Source organism: Psychrobacter sp. P11G5 (assembly GCF_001593305.1).
GTDB lineage: Bacteria > Pseudomonadota > Gammaproteobacteria > Pseudomonadales > Moraxellaceae > Psychrobacter.
On record NZ_CP012533.1, the window covers coordinates 2,072,560 to 2,096,442 of the forward strand.

Below are 23,883 nucleotides of genomic sequence, written 5' to 3' on the forward strand. Positions count from 1 at the left end.
TTATTTTACAGCCTTTAAGCAAAACTGCTAATCAAAAACTCATAGATTAACCAATCCAATTTCCATCAATTTTTCACATCGTTTGATAGGAGATGGCAAAATATGACCATGCTTTTATGCTACGATAATTTAATAATTTTGGCATAGCACTCTAGCTACTTTATGACGCCCTATTATTATTTTTCAATGTTCGTATATCTATGAGCGTTATTCACGCCAATTCATCATAAATTATTTTTTCTTATACAACGATATAAAGCCTATGACCCATATTTTATTGGTAGAAGATGACCCCGCTATTGCTATGTCTCTCAAAGTTACTTGCAAACGTGAAGGCTGGAAAATAACTTGGCTAGATAATGCTAGTAGCGTGCTGCCGATGCTACATAGTAATGAGGTGCAAGACTTATCAGCTATTATTTTGGATGTAGGACTACCAGATGGTGATGGTTTAAGTTTATGCCAACAAATACGCCATACGCCTGCTATTGGCACGCTAAAAGATGTGCCTGTGGTATTTTTGACCGCGCGTAGTGATGAGGTCGATCGTATCTTGGGTTTAGAGATGGGCGCTGATGACTATTGTGCAAAGCCTTTTAGTCCGCGAGAATTGGTCGCACGCTTAAAAGCTATTTGGCGACGTGAACAGTTACTGTATGAGCAAAGCACTGCTCATAAAACAGCAATAGATAATGCGACTGACGACACTTCACCTAGCCTCTCATCTAGCGCATCCTCTTCTCATAATATGTCAGGGCAAGCGTTGACTTTTGAGTGCCAGTCTGGTATCTGGTATTACCAACCGCTCAATTACTCTTTAAAGTGGCAAGATCAAAAACTTGAGCTTAGCAATACGGAACGCAAAATTTTATTAACCTTATTACAAGCGCCCAATCAAGTCTTCAGCCGTGAACAGCTGTTAAATGCAGTGAGCGATTATCCAGATCATCGCCTAGCGCGAACGATAGACAGCCATATCAAGTCAATTCGCAAGCAGCTAGCGGCTGTCGATTCTAGCATTGATGTCATCCATACGCATCGCGGACTGGGTTATGCATTATGTCCTGCCTAGTTATATCTCACTTAGTACTGGCATTTTACAACTTTAAATAGCACTTCTAAAAATATGAACCATAAAGCAAACGCTAGCACTAATCAAAGCAACTGGTATGCAAAATTGCATCCTATTGGCACTGCGCAGCAAACGACTGAGCCTAAACGTTTACTGAACTTGAGTATTTTTTTTAGGATTTGGCTAGCCGTTGCTTTAGTACTTATCTTTTGCGGTGTAGTAGTGTTTACTCAGCTGTTTGGTTATGTCAAACCCACAGCGCAGCAAGTCATCGAAGACACTTTACTAGATACTAGTAAATTGCTCGCAGCAAGCTTGCAAGTGCCATTAACTTCAGGACAGCTATACGACGATGCCTATCAGGCCAAACTTGATGCTGCATTTATCGGCGTACCAGCCATTGATAAACCTATAAAACCAGCGGATAGAAACAAAAGTGGTAGTAGCGTTCGGATATATGTGACAGATAGCAAAGGTACAGTCATATACGATTCACTACCCGCCCCTGAAAACTCTGAGGGACAGGACTATAGTCGCTGGAATGATGTGTATTTGACCTTAAAGGGTCAGTATGGCGCGAGAAGCACCCCAGATATTAATAGCACACGTGGTAGCTCTATCATGTATGTGGCCCAGCCTATTAAGGATGCGTCTGGTGCACTTATCGGAGTCGCTAGCGTTGGTAAGCCAGTCGATAGCGTGTTGCCTTATCTAGACAATACTCGCAATCGTATGCTTCTTACTGCTTTGCTCATTAGTATTGTTGCACTGATCTTGGCAGGACTGGTCGCCTGGTGGCTGAAGCAAAGCATAACTCTAGTTATCCAATATACAAGTGCGCTGGCTGAGGATACCAAAAAGCCTTATTTTTACTTAGGTCATGAGCTTAATAGCCTGACAGACACTATTGAGACCATGAAATATCGCTTAGAAAACAGAGCCTATGTCACTGACTATGTCCATACCCTCACTCATGAACTTAAGAGTCCTTTAACGGCAATTCGTGCCAGCAGCGAGCTACTAGAGGATGATAGACTTGATGAAGAAGATCGGCAGATGCTAATCCAATCTGTCGGTGAACAAAGCATCAAAATGCAGCAGTTAATTGATCGACTGCTATTACTTGCCAAGATTGAGCAACCAAGCTTTAAGCTGAATCGGCAGCTGACACCTTTATTACCACTACTACAGACTCTAATAAAAGACAATGCCGCTAAGTTGCAACAGCAGCATCTAATACCTATTGAAATCTATATTGATGACAAACGCTTTACGGAAACAACCTCTTTATCCTCAGATATGTTGGCAAATACCAGCGTTTTTGCCGATCAGTTTTGGTTGGTGCAAGTGCTACAAAACGTAATGGATAACGCCATTCACTTTGCTGAGAGCACTGTCAGTATTGATATTCATAACACCATGCAAACTGTAATCATCGATATCTTCAATGATGGCAAGTTATTACCTGGTTATGCGGTTGATAAAGCTTTTGACCGTTATTTTAGCCTATCTCATCAAAGTCAGGTTTTTGACAATCCATCAGAGTATTCATCAGTGCATTCATTGAATAAGAACCCAACACTAAGCGTTGAGAAAGAACAGTCTAGTATGTCTAGTAGCACCCTCAAGAAAGGCACTGGTCTTGGTTTAACTTTGGTCAAACAGGTGATTGAACATCACGGAGGCCATGTGGGCATTCGTAACATTAATGCTAACGATAATAGACATATTATTATAAGTAATCGTTCTGGCGTGATGGTTAGTATTACCTTACCCTTGGCTAAAAATTTAAAAGGTTGCGCAAAATAAATACTTGCTCTTTTCAATAAGTTTTTTTCAATTATTAAAAGCCAAATCATTGATGACAGTTCATAAACTTTCCATCATTCCTACATATGCTTTCTATCTCTTTGTTTTACGATAGCGTTATTCAAATTCGTAAATAAAACTTAAGAGAGAAATCCTATGCAAAATATTGTTATTAAAAGCTTGTTAGGTCAGAACCGCCATCATTGCGCACAGACTTTGTTAAATCAAGGCATCGACAGCATTGAATTTGGCCATTGGTTAGCCATCCCAAGTCAGCAATTATTATTGGTTTTCCGTCATCAGCAATGTGTGGCTATTGATGATTATCAATTGGCAACTTAAGACTGCTATTAATTTGCCAACTAGAACGCAACCATCGATTGGGTAATTACCCTTTTAAACATTCATAAAAAAACCCTATATCGTTTCTAATAATATTTCATTAGAAACGATATAGGGCTGATAGCTTTATAATATACTTTGAGGCGACTCTAAGTAATCGATTCTACCGGTTGCTTAACATCAGCGTTTTGACCACGATGACGCAGATAATGATCGAGCAATACAATCGCTAGCATGGCTTCTGCAATGGGCGTTGCACGTACCCCAACGCAAGGGTCATGACGACCTTTAGTTAGCATATCAATTGCTTCGCCATCTGTATTTATGCTCTTACCAGGGGTAGTAATACTAGAAGTTGGCTTAAGCGCGATACTGACACTGATATCTTGTCCTGATGAGATACCACCCAATATACCGCCAGCATGATTGGCAGTGAAGCCGGCTGGCGTCAGCTCATCACGAGAACTATGCCCAAACTGCCCTGCAACAGCCATACCGTCACCAATTTCTACGCCTTTGACCGCATTGATGCTCATCATCGCATGGGCAATATCAGCGTCTAAGCGATCGAATACTGGCTCACCGAGTCCTACTGGTACGCCACTGGCAATAATCTCCAGACGCGCCCCGCAGCTAGTACCTTCTCGGCGTAGATTATCTATCAGCGTCTCGAAGCGACCAACCGCCTCTTTATCAGCAGTGAAAAACGGATTACTGTTCACAAAATCCCAGTCAATTTGGCTGGGGTCTGTGACGTTACTATATTCATTACCAATTTGGGTCACATGACCACGGATTTGTACACCCAAGCGATCTTGCAGATACTTCTTAGCTATAGCACCAGCTGCTACCCGCATCGCCGTCTCGCGTGCAGATGAGCGCCCGCCGCCGCGATAGTCGCGAAAACCATACTTCATACTATAAGTATAGTCAGCATGACCTGGGCGAAAAGTATCTTTAATCTCGCTATAATCTTTTGATTTTTGATTGGTGTTACGAATTAGCAGACCAATAGATGTACCAGTTGTTTTACCTTCGAACACACCTGAGATAATCTCAACTTCATCAGACTCACGGCGCTGGGTTGAGTACTTAGAGGTACCCGGTTTGCGGCGGTCTAAATCCACCTGTAAATCTTCTGCGGATAATGCTAAGCCCGGTGGCACACCATCGACGATAGCCAACAAACCTGCACCATGCGACTCACCGCAAGTGGTGACCGTAAAAACCTGCCCAATACTATTGCCTGCCATATCTATCCTTAAACCAGTAAAATCTATGTACACATACTTAAGAGCGAATCATGAGTTTTGACTCATTACTGACTGTTATCCAGCAGCTGTACATAATGCGCAAATAACTCGCGATGCTCCATCAGCTCATCAAAAGTAATCGCAAAGATACCATGACCACCGAGCGCAAATTTCAGCCAATCAAACTGAATATCTGGATAAGCTTGGCTAAGTGCCCACTCACTATCACCTACTTCACAGACAAGCAAACCTTCTGGACTTAGATAATCTGGCGCTTCAAATAAAATACGATGTACCAAGTCTAAACCATCTTGACCTGCGGCTAGCGCGTGCTCAGGCTCATATAAAAATTCAGGTGGCAAATCTGCCATGATGGCAGCATCAACATACGGTGGGTTGGTAACGATGAGCTCATACTGGTTTTCAGCTGGAATTTTCGCAAATAAGTCAGACTCAATCACATTGACTTGATGACCAAGGTCGTGATGATCGACGTTGACCATCGCCACTTCTAATGCTCCTTTATCGATATCAACAGCATCGACTAGCGCATCAACGAAACGTGTCGCCATTGCGATAGCAATACAACCTGAACCAGTACATAAATCTAAAATACGCTCAGGCTGTGACAATTGCTTCATGTCAAGTCCATGATCATAAAATGCTGCAGGTTGCTCATTGATAGTCGCACCAAGCGGCTTGGCAAGCTCATTGACATCGAAGTATGGATGGAACTGCTGACGAATCAATTCTGCTACAGGTGAGCGCGGGATGAGAACACGCTCGTCCACATAAAAAGGCAAATCACAAAAGTAAGCTAGGTTAATCAGATAGCTCAATGGCTTACGCTCAGCGATACGCTCTTCTAGTAAACTTAGCACCACTTGCTTTTCTGAAGAGGTCAGACGACAATCAAGTATTTGTTCGTTAGCCGCCCAGTCCAAAGATAAAGAATGTAAAACAATAGCGGATGCTTCAGCGAACTCGTCAGTGGTACCTTGTGCTACAACTACATCGTAATTGCGCAACTGCGTTACTGCAAAGCGAATAAAGTCACGTATACTAAATAGCTGCTCACGTGCTTCTTCAAGCTCGCCATGTAGATTAGCGAACTGTTCTGTCTCATTTCTTTCCAAATCATCTTGTAGATCATGCTCGAAATCTTGAGACTCCTGGCCGTTAAAATACTGATTTTGAAATTCTTCTGCACTCATGGTCTGGTGTTCTGACATATCGCACCTTGTTGATTACATGCTCGTTAGTTACATGCTAGTTAATTAAATAAAACGCTGTTCATGCATTATAGACGCAAACGTTATGTAGCGCCAATAACTATAGGGGTTACCCTAATAAAACGTAACAGTAAGGTCTTTCACAGCTATATATCCAATCTTAAACCCCTAATAACTGTTTAATAATTAAACAATATTCATTAAATTTATGGAATAACAATATTACCGAAAACTTACTACAACAACGATTTGCGCAATATGCCAGCCAAACTATTAGCCAAATATCACTACATTGTATCCCATACGTCAACTGCTGACGCTTAGCACTATATCGACACAAAAAGATGTGTCAAAAGTTTGCTTAGAACCTGAATTATGCGCATAATAGCCACATTGTAACAACCTACTGTGAACAAATATGATGAAAATAAAACCACTTATTACTTCTATGTCTATCGTTGTACTTAGCGCTAGTATGAGTGTCAGTGCCCTTGCTGCACCTGATAATAATGCACGTACCTTACCAGTACGCACGGCTGACAAGTTACCTGGCATTGCTGTCTTAGCTAGTCTTGATGTTCAAGAGAATCGTAGCAGCTCAATCGATACTAATAGCTCAGTCTCTACGCCTAAAACGAAGCCTAAGACTACTGATAGTATGGGTGAGTTAATTGATACCAAGCAAGACAAAAAGACAGCATCTGCACCAAAAGCCGTCGCTGCTGACAATATGAGTGCTGCTGAGCTGACACGTAAAGATGAGCAATCTGACCGTACTGATGATATCAGTGAAGGCCAAGCTGTTGCCGCCCCTAGTGACGCTTCATCTATTGATTCAACAGACCCATTATCTTTTGAGCTACCTAAGTACGAACAGAGTTTGGATTTCAGCAATGATCCTACAATCAAGAGCATCGAAGATAAAGATGGAAAAAGATATACCACGCTCAATTTGTCAAATTATGCCAAGCAAGTAAACGACGCTACATGGTCGCCAAACATGAATGTCAACTCAGCGATGACTATCAAGATGCAAGCTTTGCTTGATTGGAATCATGCCTCTCCTGGCCCTATCGATGGTGGCTGGGGCATGAACAGTAAAAAGGCTTTGATCAACTTTCAAACGATGAAAGGCTTGCCAGCGACTGGTAATATGGATCAAAAAACATGGGATGCGCTAACTAAGAAAATCCCTGCTAGTAAGCCTGTACTAGTGACTTATACTCTGACTGATGATGATATTAAAACCAACTTTGCAACCACGCCTTCAGGTTCAGAAGCAAAGTCAAAAATGAAAGGCTTATATTATCAAGATATTAAAGAGATGCTTGCCGAACGCTTTCATATGGATGTACGCTACCTTGATAAGTTAAACAAAAACAAAAACTATCAAGCTGGTGAAACAATCACTGTTCTCAACACTCGTGGCCCGCTCAATGAGCGCATTAATCGTGTCGTTGCTGATAAAGCAAGCAAAACCCTATATGCTTATAATGGTGATAAGCTGGTTGCCACCTATCCAACTACGATTGGTAGTGATGCTACTCCTTCACCACAAGGTACCTTCAAGATCATCAATAGAGTTAAGATGCCATGGTATAAAGCGACTGTCGGTGAAGGTAGCGATAAAAAGATACATATGCTACCACCAGGACCAAACAACCCTGTTGGCGTCGTCTGGATGGGTTTATCCAAACCTTCTTATGGCATCCACGGTTCACCTAAACCTGAAGGTATTAGTCGCCAAGCATCAGCTGGTTGCGTGCGTCTAACTAATTGGGATGTATTAGAAGTCTATGCCAACATTGAAAATGGTGCGACAGTAATACTTAAATAACAACTAAACCAGTATCGCTTAATTAATGTATCTGAAAATAAAAAAGACCTTTATCATAAAGGTCTTTTTTTATTGGTTTAAATAGCGATTGATGTACGCAATAACTATTTATACTTTATACCCTTCTTATGCTTTATATCCTTCCTCATCACCAGTAATACTGCCAATTTTTTTAGTGAAAAACAATCCAACTGGTACTGAGATTAGGATGCCGATCACTACAGCAATTTGTATATGGGGAATTTCATTAAATCCCGACACTAATGCTGCGACCATGAGTACGCCGATTACAACCGTTGCTGTCATTGAGTAAATCATAGAAAATAATGTCCAATTCATATCCTAATCCTCATAGTTTGTGTGGGTATAATACCTTTATACGCTAAATCCACAATAATAGTAAGCTTTTCCTTTGGACTCATAGTCCATAGACATCAGCTGACTTAAGCTTAAAACCATGTTAATATTAGGGAGTTATCTATCGACTTATAAAACTTAATACAGTTCTTATTAAACGCTCCTTACCTACTCGATCCCAGTGTTTGTTATTGCTCATTTTCTTTTCACCTCTACATCTAACCTGCAATTTCTATGGTTACGGTTGATCATAAATCCAGTCAAATTATATTTCTCATAATGATGTTATTTGCTTATAAAAAATTTATACGTTTCTTATGTTTTATCATTACAATAGGAACTCTTTTTTCTTTGACTTATAAAGCCATATTGTTATGACCTCACCTGCCAATGATTCCTCTCCTTCTTTGCCTCCCGAAAAAGACTTGTCCGACTTTGAAAAAGAAGCTAAAGCTGCTGCGCAAAAACAGCAGGATACATTGAACGATGACGTTGATCATTCAGATGAACATGACCTAGATGATGCACATAAAGCAGAAGAAGGTGCGCAGCACCCTGAACCTAAAATAACTATGACCTCGCCAAGTCCAGATGTGGTCATTGCAACTGTAGAAAATTCCATACCTGAATCGGCGGAAGCGGAAGCTAGCGACAGTAAGTCTTATGAAAATTACAACAGTGATAATATAGAAGACAACCAGCACACCATTGATGAATCAAACAATAATTCTCAAGCGCAAACACTTTCTACAACCCCAGTAGACTCAAATGATGACTCATCCAAACCTGCATCAGAGCCAGTGCTGAATAATATTGATAACGATGTTGACTCGGACGAAGAAGATCAGACTGAATCGGAAGACGAGCCAACAGATGAAGACGAAGTTCATGAGGTCAAAAAAGAAAAAGAAGCCAAGCTTGAGTCTTACAAGCAGTTTATAGCGGAACAATTTAGCAATCAAAAAGTAGACTATCCAAAAGTACGGCTTACCATCGAAGCCAATGCGCTACCCAGCAAAATGTACTTTGTGATGAATACTCTCTCCGCTATCATTGCTAGTTATGGACTGATAACCAATTCAGCAGCAGTCGTTATTGGAGCGATGTTGGTCGCTATGATGCTGGGGCCTATTACCGGAGCTGCATTAGCGATTATTGACTATCGTATGCCATTACTACGCAGGTCGCTGGTTACCGTTGCTGCTGGGGTATCTTTAGTCATATTGGTAGGTTTCATAGTCGGATATATACATCAAGGTCAACCGCTATCCTCTGAGATATTGTCGCGTACGCAGCCTACTTCAATGGACTTAATGATTGCGCTGGCTGGCGGTACCGCTGGTGCTTATGCAATGGTTTCACCGCACCTGTCCGTAGCGGTGGTTGGCGTTGCTGTTGCAACCGCGTTAGTGCCGCCACTTGCTGCAAGTGGCATCTTATTTGCCAATGGTGAGATGACATTAGGTCTCGGTGCCGCTTTACTTGCTTTGACCAACATTATTGCCATTCAATTTACCAATGCGATGGTACTTTGGTTTTTAGGCTTTCGCCGTTTAGTCGCTGATGACTATAAATCAAGCACTTACCTAACTTTCTTTCGCCGTAATGCCGTTGCGTTAGTATTATTGGTCGGGTTAGGTGTTTATTTGACGATTAACTTAAACATCAGTGCCAAACAACAAACTTTTGAAAACAACGTAAAGGGCGCTATTAATACCTATTTTATGGATAAAGGTAACGTACTGACCAATACCCAATTCGAAAAAGTTGGTGGCTATCAGACTGTTCGTGCCGTTATTCGTGGTGAAAAAAGCCCAACCTCATATGATGTGCAGAAGATTGAAACGGTTATCACCCAAGATATGGCGGATAATTTTCCTGATTATCTACCCATTAAGCTACAACTTCGTTATCTCCCTGTACAAGTGATTGAATCCGACCCTTTGATTCAAAATCAGCTTGATCAGACTGATGCAGCAATTTTAACGAATTAGTATTAGGGCTAAACCTTCCAATACTTATAAGGGCAACATACAGGTGTGACCGTCGTTTACCAAGAGCCTACTTGTGAATCTTCAACACACCTCAGGCGTTTGTGCTAAAATCGCTTGCAAAATTATTTCCTTTATTTTGTCCTTTTTTACTTTATCTCTATTCGTCAGTAAGGAGCCGCTGTGAGCCAACCATTTCGCTCAGCCGATATTCGTCAAGCTTTTATAGATTTTTTTATAAGCAAGCAGCATACCGCTGTACCTTCATCGAGCCTTATTCCGCATAATGATCCGACATTGTTATTTACCAATGCGGGCATGAACCAGTTTAAAGAGACGTTTTTGGGCATGGAACCACGTGACTATACACGCGCGGTAACTTCACAAAAATGTGTACGTGCAGGCGGTAAGCATAACGATTTGGATAACGTCGGCTACACCGCGCGCCATCATACATTTTTTGAGATGCTGGGCAATTTCTCCTTTGGTGACTATTTTAAACAAGCAGGTATCGCTTATATCTGGGAGTTTTTGACATCCGATGAATGGTTGGCTATCGATAAAGATCGCCTATATGTGACCATTTACGAAACTGATGACGAAGCCTTTAACATCTGGAATAAAGACATTGGCATCCCTGCCGAGCGTATCATTCGCATTGGTGATAATAAAGGCGCACCTTACGCGTCCGATAACTTTTGGACGATGGGTGATACTGGCCCTTGTGGCCCTTGTACCGAAGTCTTTTATGACCATGGTGCGGATATTGAAGGCGGTTTGCCTGGCACTCCTGAAGAAGATGGCGACCGCTATATCGAGATTTGGAACTGCGTGTTTATGCAGTTTAATCGCCAAAAAGATGGCACTATGCTGCCACTGCCTGCACCTAGTGTCGATACTGGCATGGGGCTTGAGCGCATTAGCGCCATCATGCAAGGCGTCCATGGTAACTATGAGATTGATTTATTCGTTCATTTGATGGATGCCGCTGCTGAGATTTTAGATATCGAAAATGAGCAGCAGTCGTCACTTAAAGTCATCGCGGATCATATCCGTGCGGTCGCATTTTTAATTGCTGACGGTGTTATGCCAAGTAATGAAGGGCGCGGCTATGTGCTACGCCGTGTCATTCGCCGAGCCGTGCGCCATGGTAATAAGCTTGGCGCCGATAGCGATTTCTTCTATAAGATGGTCGCGCCACTCGTAGCTGAAATGGGCACTGCTTATCCTGAGCTAAAAGATAAGCAAAGCGTTATTGAAAACGCGATTCAAAAAGAAGAAGCGCAGTTTGCCAAGACACTGGCACAAGGTTTACGTTTACTTGCCAGCGAGCTTGAGAACCTGAAGGACGGCGACATCCTCTCTGGTGAGGCCGCATTTAAGCTCTATGATACTTATGGCTTCCCACTAGACTTGACCGCTGACATCACTCGAGAACGCGGCATTGCTATTGATGAAGCTGAGTTCGATGAGCATATGCAAGCACAGCGTGAACGCGCACGTGATGCTGGTAAATTCGACGTTGATTATAGTAGTGTCATCCAAGTAGAGAGCCCTACTGAATTTATTGGTTATGAGCAACTACAAGAAGATAACGTCAATGTTATTGCCTTATATCAAGACGGCCAATCTACTGACAACTTAGATGAAGGTATGGAAGGCGTTGTTGTGCTTGACCGCACACCGTTTTATGCTGAAGGTGGTGGTCAGGTTGGTGAGCTGGGCGAAATTCGTACCGCGTCTGGTGTCTTTGAAGTACAAGATACCAAAAAGTCTGGGCAAGCCATCATTCATTATGGTGTCGTGAGCATGGGTACCATTAGTGCGCAGCAAACAGCGGACGCGCAGGTGCTTTCTAGCATTCGTGCAGCTAGTGCTAAAAACCATTCTGCTACCCATTTGCTCCATGCAGCATTGCGCCAAGTGTTGGGAAACGAGGTCACGCAAAAAGGCTCATTGGTATCAAGCGAAGTATTACGTTTTGACTTCTCTTATGACAAGCCAGTTAGCAGCGCTGAGATTACGCGCGTAGAACGCGTAGTCAATGAGCAAATACAAGCTAATGCGCCTGCCTGTATCGAAAACATGCCTATTGATGAAGCTATGAATAAAGGTGCAGTAGCGCTATTCGGTGAGAAATACGGTAGTGACGTTCGTGTTCTAACGATGGGAACAGATAGTATCGTTGATGGTCAGCGTCAGCCCTTCTCTATCGAGCTATGCGGTGGTCTTCATGTGCAGCGTACCGGCGATATTGGCGTGTTTAAAATTACCAGTGAGTCTGGCATTGCCGCAGGTATTCGCCGTATTGAAGCAGTCACAGGTATGGGGGCGATTAAATATATCCAGCAAAGCGATCAGCAGCTGAGCACCTTAGCTACTAAGCTCAAAGTCAAACGTCCTGAAGTAGCACAGCGCGTGCAAACCATGGCAGACAAACAGCGTGATTTAGAAAAACAACTTGAGCGTCTACAACAAAAGATGGCTAGCGCCCAAGCAGCAAGTTTACTCGATGACGTGCAGACTATTGCAGGTACACCAGTACTGATTAGCATGTTAGCGGGTATTGATGGTAAGTCAATTCGTCCTTTAATGGATGATATTAAGTCCAAGCTACCAGATAGCGTTATCGTGTTGATTGGCGATAAAGATGGGCAATTGGCTTTATCAGCAAGTGTCGCTAAGTCTGTCACTGCTCGCATCAAAGCAGGTGATATCATTCGTCATCTTGCTGGTGAATTGGGTGGTAAAGGTGGCGGTAAGCCTGACTACGCGCAAGGTGGTGCACCTAAGGCTGATAATACTGCATCGGTAATTGACGATCTACCAGTTTGGGTTGAGACTCAACTTAGCTAATCCAGTCAGAACTGGGCAATTTATGCGATTGGTTATAACCGTTATAACCAATCGCCATATATCTAATAGCTGCTGTGACTTAATTTTAGCGCGCTAATATGGTATAAAGTATGGCGGTTAACCAACAAGTCAGTCTGCCATTAAAAATAATAGACAGCGGCGCAGTTTTTATAATCCGGCCTAATCATTATTGGCACTAGTCTAGAGCAATATGGATAAATAGACTCAGAACAGATTAATGCTAATAATTCACAGACAGTCATTGACGAATAATAGGTAAATTTTATGGCGTTAATAGTACAGAAATACGGCGGTACGTCGATGGGCAGTATCGACCGTATCAAAAACGTCGCCAAACGTGTCAAACGCTGGCACGATAATGGTCATCAAGTGGTCGTTGTGGTATCTGCCATGAGCGGTGAAACCAACCGTCTTATCGACTTAGCGCGTCAAATCAGTAACCAGCCTGATCCACGTGAATACGACCAAATGGTCTCTACTGGTGAGCAAGTGTCAATCTCACTACTAGCGATGGCCATTAAAGAGCTTGGCGTTGGTGCCCGCTCATTTACTGGCCGCCAAGTAGCGATTAAGACTGATGGCGCGCACAATAAAGCCCGTATCGAAAGCATCGATGATGAAAATATTCGCGAACAGCTAGATGCTGGTAACGTTGTTATCGTTGCAGGCTTTCAAGGTATAGACGAGCATGGCAACGCTACGACCTTAGGGCGTGGCGGCTCTGATACTACGGGCGTCGCCATTGCAGCTGCCTTGGGCGCTGATGAGTGTCAAATCTATACTGATGTCGATGGTGTTTATACCACTGACCCTCGCGTCACCTCAAAAGCCAAAAAACTTGAAAAAATAACCTTTGAAGAAATGCTTGAGATGGCAAGTCTTGGCTCCAAAATCTTACAGATTCGTTCAGTAGAGTTCGCTGGTAAGTATGGTGTGCCCTTGCGTGTACTATCTAGCTTTGATGAAAATAACGACGGTAGTTTTGACCAAGATTTTCAAGACAATGTCGGCACCCTAATTACGATAGACGAAGGAGATAATATGGAACAGGCAGTTATTTCAGGTATCGCGTTCAACCGAGACGAAGCAAAAATTGTAGTACGCGGTGTACCTGATCATCCTGGTATCGCTTCTGCTATTCTAAGCCCGATTGGTCGCGCTAATATTGAAATCGATATGATTGTACAAAATCTTTCAGATCAAGGCACGACAGATTTTACCTTTACCGTCAATCGCGCTGACTTAGACAAAACTATGAAAGTGCTCAATGATGAGGTTAAAAACGAAATTGGTGCAAAAGAGATATTGGGCAATAGCGAAGTCGTCAAAGTCTCATTAGTTGGTGTTGGCATGCGCTCACACGCAGGTGTTGCTAGTCTCATGTTTCAGACTTTAGCTGAAAACAATATCAACATCCAAATGATATCGACCAGCGAAATCAAAGTATCGGTTCTGATTCAAGATCAGCATTTAGAAAAAGCCGTTAAGTCATTACATACTGCATTTGGTCTTGACCGTGAAGATGGTGAAAGCAAAGTCGCTGGGCTGTAATTGTTATTAAAGACTTTCAAAAGTATAAGTTTGGCTTTAATTATTATTAATTAAGTGGCTATTGATTACTTTCAATAATATTTGAATGAAGAAATAGGGTCTTTTTAGATCCTATTTTTATTTTTTATTATTGCTAGGGTTAGTATTTACCTAATAGTTTTGTGAAAACCCGTGACAGTATCTATTATGCCACCTATAATGGGGGCTCATTTGGGCTAAATGAACCTACCTATCATCATCGCTTGTCGTGTAACACTTTGCGTACAGCATGAGTCACATATATAACTTTACAATTATTGTGAATAAGATTTATGTGCGACGGCGTAGCGATGATCTGCAATTGAGATGTAATGTAATGAGAAATAATTTCTTAATGCGACATAAGGAGTGTGACGCATGCTAATTTTGACACGCCGCGTGGGCGAGACGTTAATGATCGGTGATGAGGTCAGTGTGACTGTCCTAGGTGTTAAAGGCAATCAGGTGCGTATAGGCGTTAATGCACCTAAAGATATTGCTGTACACCGTGAAGAGATTTATCAACGTATCCAGCAGGAGCGTACTGTACAGTCGCAAATGCAGCATCTTGAGCAAGGCAACTTTGCGCCTTCATTCGATGATGAAGACTACTTTAATCGTTAATTTAACCTGCTTTGAGGTCATTTACTTATGAGTATCCGCCAATCAGACGTATCGGCTTTGCTTAATGGTTTGAACAAAAAAGCCATTGGATTTAATGATGTGATCAGTTTTATTGATGATTTTTATCGCTACGCACCAGCGCCATTTGTGAATGGTATGGTGCATAATGAAGCTGGTGAAAACGAAGGTAGTGCTAAAGTTTTTGGCTTTGCTAAGCATCATGGCTTAGACCAACTGGACACGCTAAAGCTGTTCGGCGAACATTATGAAAAGGTTAAAGCAACGCCAAATGGCACTGATCATGCCAACATACGTAACTTTTTACATTGGGGCTGGCAAGGGTTTTTGATGCAAAAAAATCCGCTTACTTTACGTCCAAACGTAGATACTACTGCGTTATAAGCCATAGTAATCCGTCTGTCTCGTTCTAAATGTGACAACTCATTCTAGCTAGGACGGGACAGTCAACATGAAAAAGCCACGCTATCATCATAGCGTGGCTTTTTCATGTTGACTACTTATGGTTATTCGTCTTATTTATTTCGAAATTTGACTGGCTGAATCGCACCTTTAGGGTTAGGCATATTCGGGTAATGATGTTCATGCTCCACATCACACTCAGCACCAACGATTGAACCATCGTCTTTTACTGGTTTGTGAATGAAGCCAGTACGCTCGGCAGGAGGTAGATGTTCATGCTCCCAAACCATCACTGCCTGCATGCAAGTAGCACGTTGCTCAGCACTCAACTTAGCGCCATCAGGCCATTTTCCCAACTCAATAGCTACACGGAATTTATCAACCACTTCCGGTGTTAAACTTGCTAATATCGTTTCTTTATCCATGTTTCCTACTCTCCACTACTATTATTTAGATGCGCTTATTCATCGTCTATAATATCATCATCACTATCAAGACTGAATTCTTCGGCATGTACGTTCCAGTGCAACTTAGTACGGCAAGCTTCATAAAAGTCAAAACCTGGTGGATGCAGTAAAGTAAGCTTATCTGGATGTTTACGAATATATAGACGCTGCTCTTGCTCCAAGGGCACACTTGCCTTGCCATCAGCACTGACCATTGGCTGCGTACGATTGTCTTCATGAATACGAATACAAACTTCACTATTGCCACTGACCACAATCGGTCTACTTGACAAGGTATGGGGATGCATAGGTACCAAACATATTGCATCCATACTGGGATGAATAATTGGGCCACCACCAGACAGCGCATAAGCTGTTGAACCTGTAGGCGTCGCAGCAATCAAACCATCGCTATGCTGGCGATAAACATCTTGACCATCAATTTTCATCTGAAAATCAATCATATGTACCGATTTGCCCGCATGCAACACTATGTCGTTAAGCGCCATGTCTTCATGAATAATATTGCGCCCTTCTCTTATCTCCATGGTCAATAAGAATCTGTGATCCAGCTGATAGTCGCCCATGAGCACTTGGCGCAATTTAAAAGCCGCTTCATTAGGCTTTACATCAGCCAAAAACCCAAGACGACCACGGTTAACACCTAACACAGGTACGCGGTAACGTGCCAGCGCTTCAGCGGCATGCAAAATAGAACCGTCACCACCTACTACGATGACTAAGTCACAAATCTCGCCAATCAAACTACGCTTGACGATTTTAACTTTTTCTATTTCAGATAAATCTAACGTAGGTAGGTTAGACGTTTGTATGTCCATAATTAACGTCAAACCCATCTCATTAATGGTTTGCGCAATTTGTACAAGGCTTTGGGTCACGCTACGTTTTCCAGCTCGACCCATCAGCCCAATACGCCGAAAGGCAGGATTTTTGATGGCGTGAAATAGCTCTGATTCGTGTAGATGCGGCAATCTTGCGGACTGCGCTGAGTTTTCCATAAAACGACTCGGCATAACTGTAAAGTACCAGGCAATGATAGCGATAAATGAGCGCTTAAACTAGCATGTTTTATCAATTATCGTTGTTAACTGTCGTAATCGACCCCACATAATAACTATCGTACGCATTTTTTAGGCGTTTTCGTTTGGCTACTCAACAACACTGTATGTATTAACCGATAAGCAACTCAATAGTTGCATTAGACTTTAGCAGTTGTCGTGCAAACCTTGGCAGTTATCGTGCGAACGTTGTCACGCAAACACAGTTGACAATAATAGCGGTTTTGCTAGAGTAGCTGACATCTGTATTATTTTATTTATATTTTTTATTAAGGATACATGTATGGCCAATCCTATTGTGAGTCGCGCAGAACTTGCAGTCGGCGGTGCTCCGATGACTGTTAAAGGCGTGATACAAAAGACCAGTTTATTGCTTGGGCTATCGGCTATCACTGGTGTGGGATTTTTCTTTTATGCACTAATGGCAGGTCTATCGCAAAGTTTTATTACTATGGCGGCGTTTGGTAGTATGTTCGCCGCTTTTGGTCTAGCCATTTTTATTACCTTTAAACCGCAAAAAGCCAAAACTTTGGCTGTGCCTTATGCGCTGTTAGAAGGTATCTTTTTAGGTGGTATCTCGCTGTTTTTCATGAGAATGTACCCAAGCGTTCCTGTTACCGCTATGTGTGCGACCTTTGTCACCGCTGCAGTAATGCTTGGACTATATCGTTCTGGGCTTGTTAAAGTGACTGAAAAGTTCCGCTCAATAGTAACATCAGCTTTGATTGCCATCATGCTAGTTTACGTTGCGCAGTGGGTTCTTTCTTTAGCGTTTGGTTCAAGCTTACCATTCCTATTTGAAGGTGGCGTTATTGCTATCGGCTTTAGTCTATTTGTGATTGTTATTGCTTCTTTCACTCTTTTATTGGATTTTGACAATATTGAGCGCGGTGTAGCAGCGGGTGTGTCTGAAGACTACGAATGGTTATTCAGCATTGGTATTCTTGCGACTCTAGTATGGATGTACATTGAGTTTATGCGTCTACTAAGCTATCTACAGGACTAATAGAAAGAGCTGTCTAGTAATTATTCTACACAAAAAAACCGCCTTTAATAATAGGCGGTTTTTTTATGGATCAAACTAAACGATCATAGTATAGATAATCATACTTCCTAGAATTAATATCATATTAAGCACGTTTTAGACGCAGTGCATTTAATACTACCAGTAATGAGCTTAGTGACATACCAATAGCAGCAAGCCAAGGCGGTACATAGCCTAAAGCTGCTGGTATTAATACACTACCATTATAAATAAGGGCCCAGCGGAAGTTCTGTTTAATAATACGTTCGGTTTTATTAGCGATACGCTTGGCGGCAGTAATAGCTTCGATTTGACCGTTTAGTATAATGCTGTCGCTAGATACTTGTGCCAAATCTGCCGCACCAGCAATTGAAGTTGAGACATCTGCCGCTGCTAATACGGGCGCATCATTAATGCCATCACCAACCATCAACACTACCGCGCCTTTAGCTTGTAGTGCTTGAATGTGGTTGACCTTATCAGTTGGCGACAGACCGTTATAAGCAGACTGCATTCCCAAACTCTCAGCCGTCACTAGCGCTTGTGGACTTGGATCCCCTGTCAGCATGACAGACTCAATGCCCAACCCTTTAAGCGTATCAAGCATCGATTTGGCGCTATCACGCACCTTATCATTAAAGTAAAAGCACACCAGCGCTTGCCATACGTTTGAGCTATCTTGCTGACAAGATAACACTACTGCTGAGCTGGCACGATGGGCAACTAAATCAATAACTGGCTCATCAATTAATCTTATACTTGAATCATTATTGATTCTATCTAAAGCAAAATCTACATGTCCGATTCGGTATAGCACACCATTAATCATCGCTTCTACGCCGCCCGCTGGATAGTGCTGTAAAACTTGAGTAGACGGCAAATGCAACTGATAAGCAGCTGTAAGCAGCGCATGAGCAATAGGATGCCGACTACCTACCTCTAAAGCAGCAGCGATTGCTAACACGTCATCTTTTTGCTCAGCTGGCTCCAAATCGTAAATTTTATTTTGGCTTATAGGGTTTAACAGCTCAATATTTAATAGATTCGGCTTACCATAAGTAAGCGTACCAGTCTTATCAAAAGCCACATGGGTAATTTCAGCCAATGTTTGTAGCGTATGTCCACGAGTCGTTAGAAAGCCATAGCTGGCCAAGCGATTGGTCGAGACGGTTAATGCAATTGGAGTGGCTAATGACAGTGCGCAAGGACAAGTCGCTACCAAAACTGCAACGGTTGCCCAAATCGCTTGGCTTGGGTCAACGATGTACCAACCGATAAAAACCAGTGCCGATAACACTAAAATGCGCGCGACAAACCAACGTGCCAGCTTGTCCGCTTGTTGGGCAAGCTTGGGCTTTTCACTCATGGCACGGTTCATAAGCCTATCGATCAAGCCTATTTGACTATCTTGTGGCAGTGCAGTGACCAGCATTTCAAACGGTTGACTGTCGTTTTGTGCGCCGCCAACGATATAGTCACCTTGGGCTTTGACAATCAAGTCACCCTCACCCGTTAGCAAGCTCTGCGAGACTGTTGCTGTTGAGCTGAGCAAAATACCATCACTAATAATTTCAGATCCAGCTTCAACCATAATGATGTCACCCACTTGCAAGCTATGGGCTGTCACCATCTGTTTTTCTTCTGCTTCATCTTTTAGTTTTGAGAGGTCTAGGCGTTGATTGCGTGTCTGCTGCCAGTCTTGCGCAATACGAGTTGTTAACTTATGGACGTTTACGTCTATGCCCTTCATAAAATCGGGCGTAGATTTTGGCGTGAGGCTTGATAGGTTTTGAGCATCTAACTCGTTAATAGCTTCATTAACAACTAAATCATTGGTCTGAACAATAAAACCTTCGTTTACCTCATTAAGCTCAAGCTCATTTTCCGCTAACATTTTCAAAATAAGCGCTGCAGCTTCTTGGTCTTCAGCGACCTTTTGTACCAATACTGGCTCAACTACGACCAAGTCATTGGCCATAGTAGTTGCTTTTAGACGCGCATTATGCTCAATATAACGCCCTGCTAGTAGGAAGAAGATAAACATACTGACCGAATCATAGTACGTTTCCCCTTGCCCGGTAATAGTGGCATAGAGACTGGCAAAGAAAGTGACGATCAAGGCAATACTGACCGGCACATCCATATTGACTTGACGCGCCCGAACCGCCGACCAAGCTGATGTGAAAAAAGGTATACCGGCATAAAAGAACACAGGCGTACTAACAAATAAAGATACCCAGCGTAAAAAATCACGCTGAAATATCAACATGTCACTATATTCACCAAAGTAAATCGCAACGGCATACATCATCGCTTGCATCGAACCTAGTGCAGCAATTCCTAGGCTTAATAACATTTGATTATTATGACGCGCCAGCATAGCCTCATGAGTATCTTGCCGATAAGGCTTTGCTTCATAGCCGATCTCATTAATGACCGCTAAGATACGGCTAATAGGCAGCTTAGTCTCATCCCAAATAACTCGCATGCGCTGATTGGTTAAATTCACCTGACATTTACTGATACCATCTAACTCATCTAGACGCGATTCGATTAGCCAAGTGCAGGCAGCGCAGCGTAGATTATTCACAGATAATTCCGCGACTGACAGGCCATCTTGCGCATAGACAAACTGTGACTTTATCTCATCATGATCGTAGGCTTCAAGGCGAGTCAGCTGGGTTGGCAAGCTTGCTGTACGATTAATTTCTGAGCGGTCAAGGTAATACTGCTCAAGACCCGCTTCTACAATGCTTTGCGCGGCCAATTGGCAACCCATACAGCACATCTCACGTGACTTACCCAATATCTCAGCATAGAATGGTGGCTGCGGTACCGGATCGCCGCAGTGAAAGCAGTGACCAGCGAGTGGCAATACCAAGCCTTCGGTAATAGAATTATCTTCATAAGATGTAGTCGATGATATTGATGACGAGGCACTAGACATAGTCGCGCTTACTTCCTTTAGATAAACTGGCCTTTAATACACTGGCTTTAGATACATTAGCTTTAAATACATTGTGTTGCATTAGTATTGCTTAAGTTAGACCGCGTTTAAGCCTAACAATAAATCAGCCACTACTGGCAAAGTAACAGCTGATAATCCACACAAAAAACACCCTTTCCAAACATATAGACTGTATCCTATATGGCACTTACCAAACGCATTAAAAGGCACAGCCAATGCAATATAAAATGCATAAAGTGCCAAAAGCATTTAGTCTGCTAAATGCAGAGCTTTCACTGCTTTTATTTTTTTCCAAATCATATTGAAACGACTATCACAAAGCTTTATTTAGTTAATTAATATTGTGATATTAGACGCTATACTTATTATACACCTTCCCAGCTAAACCCTAATGAATCCTTAAGTCGATGATGATAGATTGAAAATTTTGTCAATTTGCGTCATTATGAGGCAGTTTTTTATCCCAATACGGTGCGTTATCAGTGCAAAAATCTAATCTTAAGCTACCACAATCGTCTAAGTCTGCTATTAGTACTCTACCCTCGCAACAGCGCGGTATTGTATTTAGCAGTATCTTATTAATTATTGTCATCGTTGGCATGGTTTTATTGGCGCTGTATTTAGTCAAGCTTGATCGTACTATTACCCAAAAATTTGAAGGCAAGCGCTGGGATATTCCTGCTAAGGTATATTCACAACCACTTGAGCTTTATCAAGGTGCTGCCGTTGATAACGACACCATGAAAAAATGGCTAGAGCTGCTTAATTATCGTAGCAATAAAGCCTATGATCGCACCGGTAGCTTCCATAAATCAGGCAATAACTACTTTATCCATACGCGTGGATTTACCTATAGCGCGAATGATGTTGATAAAGAACAAGTTATCAAAATGACCATTGCGGATAATAAGATTCAGACGATTCAAAGTACTGAACAAAATAAGACTGGTATTATTCGTCTTGAACCTGTGAATATTGGCGGCATTTATCCTGATAGCAATGAAGATCGTATGGTCGTCTCGTTAGATGATGTGCCACAGCCATTGATTGATGCTTTAATCGCTACCGAAGATCGCGGTTTCTATGAACATAAAGGGGTATCCATACGTGGTATCGCTCGCGCCGTACTTAACAATTTCTCTGGCGGCTCTATGCAGGGCGGCTCGACCATCACCCAACAGCTTATCAAGAACTTTTATCTTAACTCTGATCGTACCCTGAAACGTAAAGCCAATGAAGCATTGATGGCAGTGCTGCTAGAGTTGCATTATAGTAAAGATGAAATCCTGCAAACCTATCTGAATGAGATCTATCTGGGTCAAAATGGCAACCGCTCTATCAATGGTTTTGGCTTGGCATCACAATTTTATTTTAATCAACCACTCAATGAGCTACGTTTAGATCAGCAAGCCATGTTAGTAGGTATGGCAAAGGGGCCAAGCGTTTATAATCCACGCCGTCATCCAAACGACTCAAAGGCACGCCGTGATATAGTGCTCAATAACATGCTAGAAATGGGTAGTATTAGTCAAGAGGACTACGATAAAGCGTTAGAAAAACCTCTTGGTGTTGTTGATAAGCCTGTTGAAGGCAAAAGCCAATTTCCAGACTTTTTGGATATCGTAAAGCGTGAACTTAATGAAGTGTACTACTCTGATGACCTCAAAAATGAAGGTCTTACCATCATTAGTACCCTCGACCCTATTGCTCAATTAGCTGCTGATAAAGCTGTTGATAAGAAGCTGGGTGAGCTACGCCGTAATAGTAGTAAGACTAAGGATCTACAAGGAGCATTAGTCAGTGCGAACCCTGAAACGGGCGAGCTGGTCGCAGTAGTTGGTAGTGGTAGTGAGTTTACTGGCTTTAACCGTGCCGTTGATGCTAAGCGTCAAGTTGGTTCGCTGTTAAAACCTGTTATCTATATGACGGCGCTTGAAAGCGGTCGCTATAATTTAGCCAGCTCCGTTGATGACTCACCGATTACAGTCAATCTAGGTGACGGTACTAAATGGAACCCTAAAAATTATGACAATCGCGACCACGGCTATGTGCCGTTAACCACTGCACTGGCTAAATCGTATAACCAAAGTACGGTACGCTTAGGCATGGAATTCGGTATTGATACATTTGCCAAGCAGCTGCGCCGTCTAGGTATTGAAGAAAAAATTCCTGCGTATCCATCCGCATTATTAGGCTCAGTTAACTTAAGTCCAATGGATATGCTTGGCGTTTACCAAGTCTTTGCGACTGGTGGCTTTCGTACTCCTATTCACAGCATTCGTACTGTTATTGATGATCGCGGGCGTATCTTGCAGCGTACTGGTCTTAATACACAGCGTAGTATACCGCCTGAAACCAACTACCTAACTAACTATGCGCTACAACAAGTAGTGAAAGATGGAACCGCTAAACGTGTCCAATCACTTGGTAGCGATTTAAATCTAGCGGGCAAGACAGGTACGACTAATGACTACCGTGACGCCTGGTTTGCAGGCTATAGCGGCAACTACGTAAGCGTTGTCTGGGTTGGACGTGATGACAATAAACCAATCGGACTTAGCGGCGGCACAGGTGCCCTACCAGTATGGGTCGATTATATGAATCGCCTAAAGTTGACACCCGTATCCATGCCAGAACCTGAAGGCATTGAATGGCTGTGGCTTGAAAACAACTCTGGCAAGCTGTCCAATGAACGTTGTGCATCGGCACGATATTTACCAGTCATGTCGGCATACTTACCAGAGGAAGCCAGTAGTTGTGCAATTTCTTTGTACCAGCAAGATCAAGCACGTGATCAGATGCAATGGCAAGATGAGCAAGGCTCGATGAATCAGCAGCGTCAGCGTGAAGGTTTAGATATACCAAATAGTGAGGTAATCAACCCGAATGAGGAAAATGGCGATAATGGTGATACTCAAAGACGTACTGACACTTGGTACGATAGAGCGCTTGAGTGGTTCTAATAAATTGTTTGATTAACTAT

16 protein-coding genes and 1 pseudogene are annotated in these 23,883 nt (G+C 42.5%); 11 read left to right on the top strand and 6 right to left on the bottom strand.

The window, feature by feature from the left end; translation table 11 throughout:
* Positions 1-262 precede the first annotated feature (262 nt).
* The 3 genes from AK825_RS08375 to AK825_RS08385 all read left to right on the top strand — a co-directional run bounded on the left by AK825_RS08375 (position 263) and on the right by AK825_RS08385 (position 3,223).
* Positions 263-1,072, top strand: a complete 810-nt coding sequence (locus tag AK825_RS08375; RefSeq protein ID WP_068036212.1) for a response regulator — start codon at positions 263-265, stop codon at positions 1,070-1,072.
* Between the two features lie 54 nt (positions 1,073-1,126).
* Positions 1,127-2,881 carry a two-component system sensor histidine kinase CreC gene (creC, locus tag AK825_RS08380; RefSeq protein WP_068036214.1) on the top strand — a complete coding sequence of 585 codons (1,755 nt, stop codon included), beginning with the start codon at positions 1,127-1,129 and terminating at the stop codon, positions 2,879-2,881.
* A gap of 156 nt (positions 2,882-3,037) precedes the next feature.
* On the top strand, positions 3,038-3,223 hold the full coding sequence (locus tag AK825_RS08385; protein ID WP_068036216.1) for a hypothetical protein: 186 nt from the start codon (positions 3,038-3,040) through the stop codon (positions 3,221-3,223).
* A gap of 149 nt (positions 3,224-3,372) precedes the next feature.
* Here the strand turns inward: AK825_RS08385 and aroC are convergent, their stop codons facing one another.
* The gene (aroC, locus tag AK825_RS08390) at positions 3,373-4,476 is read right to left on the bottom strand and encodes a chorismate synthase (protein WP_068036219.1); all 1,104 of its coding nucleotides are present in this window, start codon (positions 4,474-4,476) and stop codon (positions 3,373-3,375) included.
* 65 nt (positions 4,477-4,541) lie between these two features.
* The gene (gene prmB, locus AK825_RS08395) at positions 4,542-5,708 is read right to left on the bottom strand and encodes a 50S ribosomal protein L3 N(5)-glutamine methyltransferase (RefSeq protein WP_068036221.1); all 1,167 of its coding nucleotides are present in this window, start codon (positions 5,706-5,708) and stop codon (positions 4,542-4,544) included.
* Between the two features lie 418 nt (positions 5,709-6,126).
* On the opposite strand from prmB, the gene AK825_RS08400 reads away from it, so the two are divergent.
* Positions 6,127-7,545 carry a L,D-transpeptidase family protein gene (locus AK825_RS08400; protein WP_203226467.1) on the top strand — a complete coding sequence of 473 codons (1,419 nt, stop codon included), beginning with the start codon at positions 6,127-6,129 and terminating at the stop codon, positions 7,543-7,545.
* 126 nt (positions 7,546-7,671) lie between these two features.
* Here AK825_RS08400 and AK825_RS08405 read toward each other — a convergent pair whose 3' ends face one another.
* Positions 7,672-7,884 (bottom strand): hypothetical protein, encoded by a 213-nt coding sequence (locus AK825_RS08405; RefSeq protein ID WP_068036223.1) that lies wholly within the window; start codon positions 7,882-7,884, stop codon positions 7,672-7,674.
* 392 nt (positions 7,885-8,276) lie between these two features.
* Between AK825_RS08405 and AK825_RS08410 the strand changes: the two genes are divergently transcribed.
* The 5 genes and pseudogenes from AK825_RS08410 (at position 8,277) to AK825_RS08430 (ending at position 15,365) form a co-directional block, all read left to right on the top strand.
* On the top strand, positions 8,277-9,896 hold the full coding sequence (locus tag AK825_RS08410; RefSeq protein WP_082787217.1) for a DUF389 domain-containing protein: 1,620 nt from the start codon (positions 8,277-8,279) through the stop codon (positions 9,894-9,896).
* A gap of 180 nt (positions 9,897-10,076) precedes the next feature.
* Entirely contained in the window at positions 10,077-12,749 is a 2,673-nt protein-coding gene (gene alaS, locus AK825_RS08415) for an alanine--tRNA ligase (protein ID WP_068036225.1), read from the top strand.
* A 285-nt stretch (positions 12,750-13,034) separates the two neighbouring features.
* Positions 13,035-14,321, top strand: coding sequence for an aspartate kinase (locus AK825_RS08420; protein WP_068036227.1), 1,287 nt, complete (start codon positions 13,035-13,037; stop codon positions 14,319-14,321).
* 396 nt (positions 14,322-14,717) lie between these two features.
* Positions 14,718-14,885, top strand: a pseudogene (gene csrA, locus AK825_RS08425) (carbon storage regulator CsrA); the annotation flags it as partial.
* Between the two features lie 105 nt (positions 14,886-14,990).
* On the top strand, positions 14,991-15,365 hold the full coding sequence (locus AK825_RS08430; protein WP_068036230.1) for a HopJ type III effector protein: 375 nt from the start codon (positions 14,991-14,993) through the stop codon (positions 15,363-15,365).
* A gap of 131 nt (positions 15,366-15,496) precedes the next feature.
* Here AK825_RS08430 and AK825_RS08435 read toward each other — a convergent pair whose 3' ends face one another.
* The gene (locus tag AK825_RS08435) at positions 15,497-15,808 is read right to left on the bottom strand and encodes a DUF1315 family protein (protein ID WP_068036232.1); all 312 of its coding nucleotides are present in this window, start codon (positions 15,806-15,808) and stop codon (positions 15,497-15,499) included.
* Positions 15,809-15,843: 35 nt separating this feature from the next.
* The gene (locus tag AK825_RS08440; RefSeq protein ID WP_227514040.1) at positions 15,844-16,848 is read right to left on the bottom strand and encodes an NAD(+) kinase; all 1,005 of its coding nucleotides are present in this window, start codon (positions 16,846-16,848) and stop codon (positions 15,844-15,846) included.
* 343 nt (positions 16,849-17,191) lie between these two features.
* On the opposite strand from AK825_RS08440, the gene AK825_RS08445 reads away from it, so the two are divergent.
* The gene (locus AK825_RS08445; RefSeq protein WP_068036241.1) at positions 17,192-17,914 is read left to right on the top strand and encodes a Bax inhibitor-1/YccA family protein; all 723 of its coding nucleotides are present in this window, start codon (positions 17,192-17,194) and stop codon (positions 17,912-17,914) included.
* A gap of 124 nt (positions 17,915-18,038) precedes the next feature.
* Here the strand turns inward: AK825_RS08445 and AK825_RS08450 are convergent, their stop codons facing one another.
* Entirely contained in the window at positions 18,039-20,879 is a 2,841-nt protein-coding gene (locus tag AK825_RS08450) for a heavy metal translocating P-type ATPase (RefSeq protein WP_068036243.1), read from the bottom strand.
* Positions 20,880-21,382: 503 nt separating this feature from the next.
* Here AK825_RS08450 and mrcB point away from each other — a divergent pair.
* The gene (mrcB, locus tag AK825_RS08455) at positions 21,383-23,863 is read left to right on the top strand and encodes a penicillin-binding protein 1B (RefSeq protein ID WP_068036245.1); all 2,481 of its coding nucleotides are present in this window, start codon (positions 21,383-21,385) and stop codon (positions 23,861-23,863) included.
* Positions 23,864-23,883: the final 20 nt, after the last annotated feature.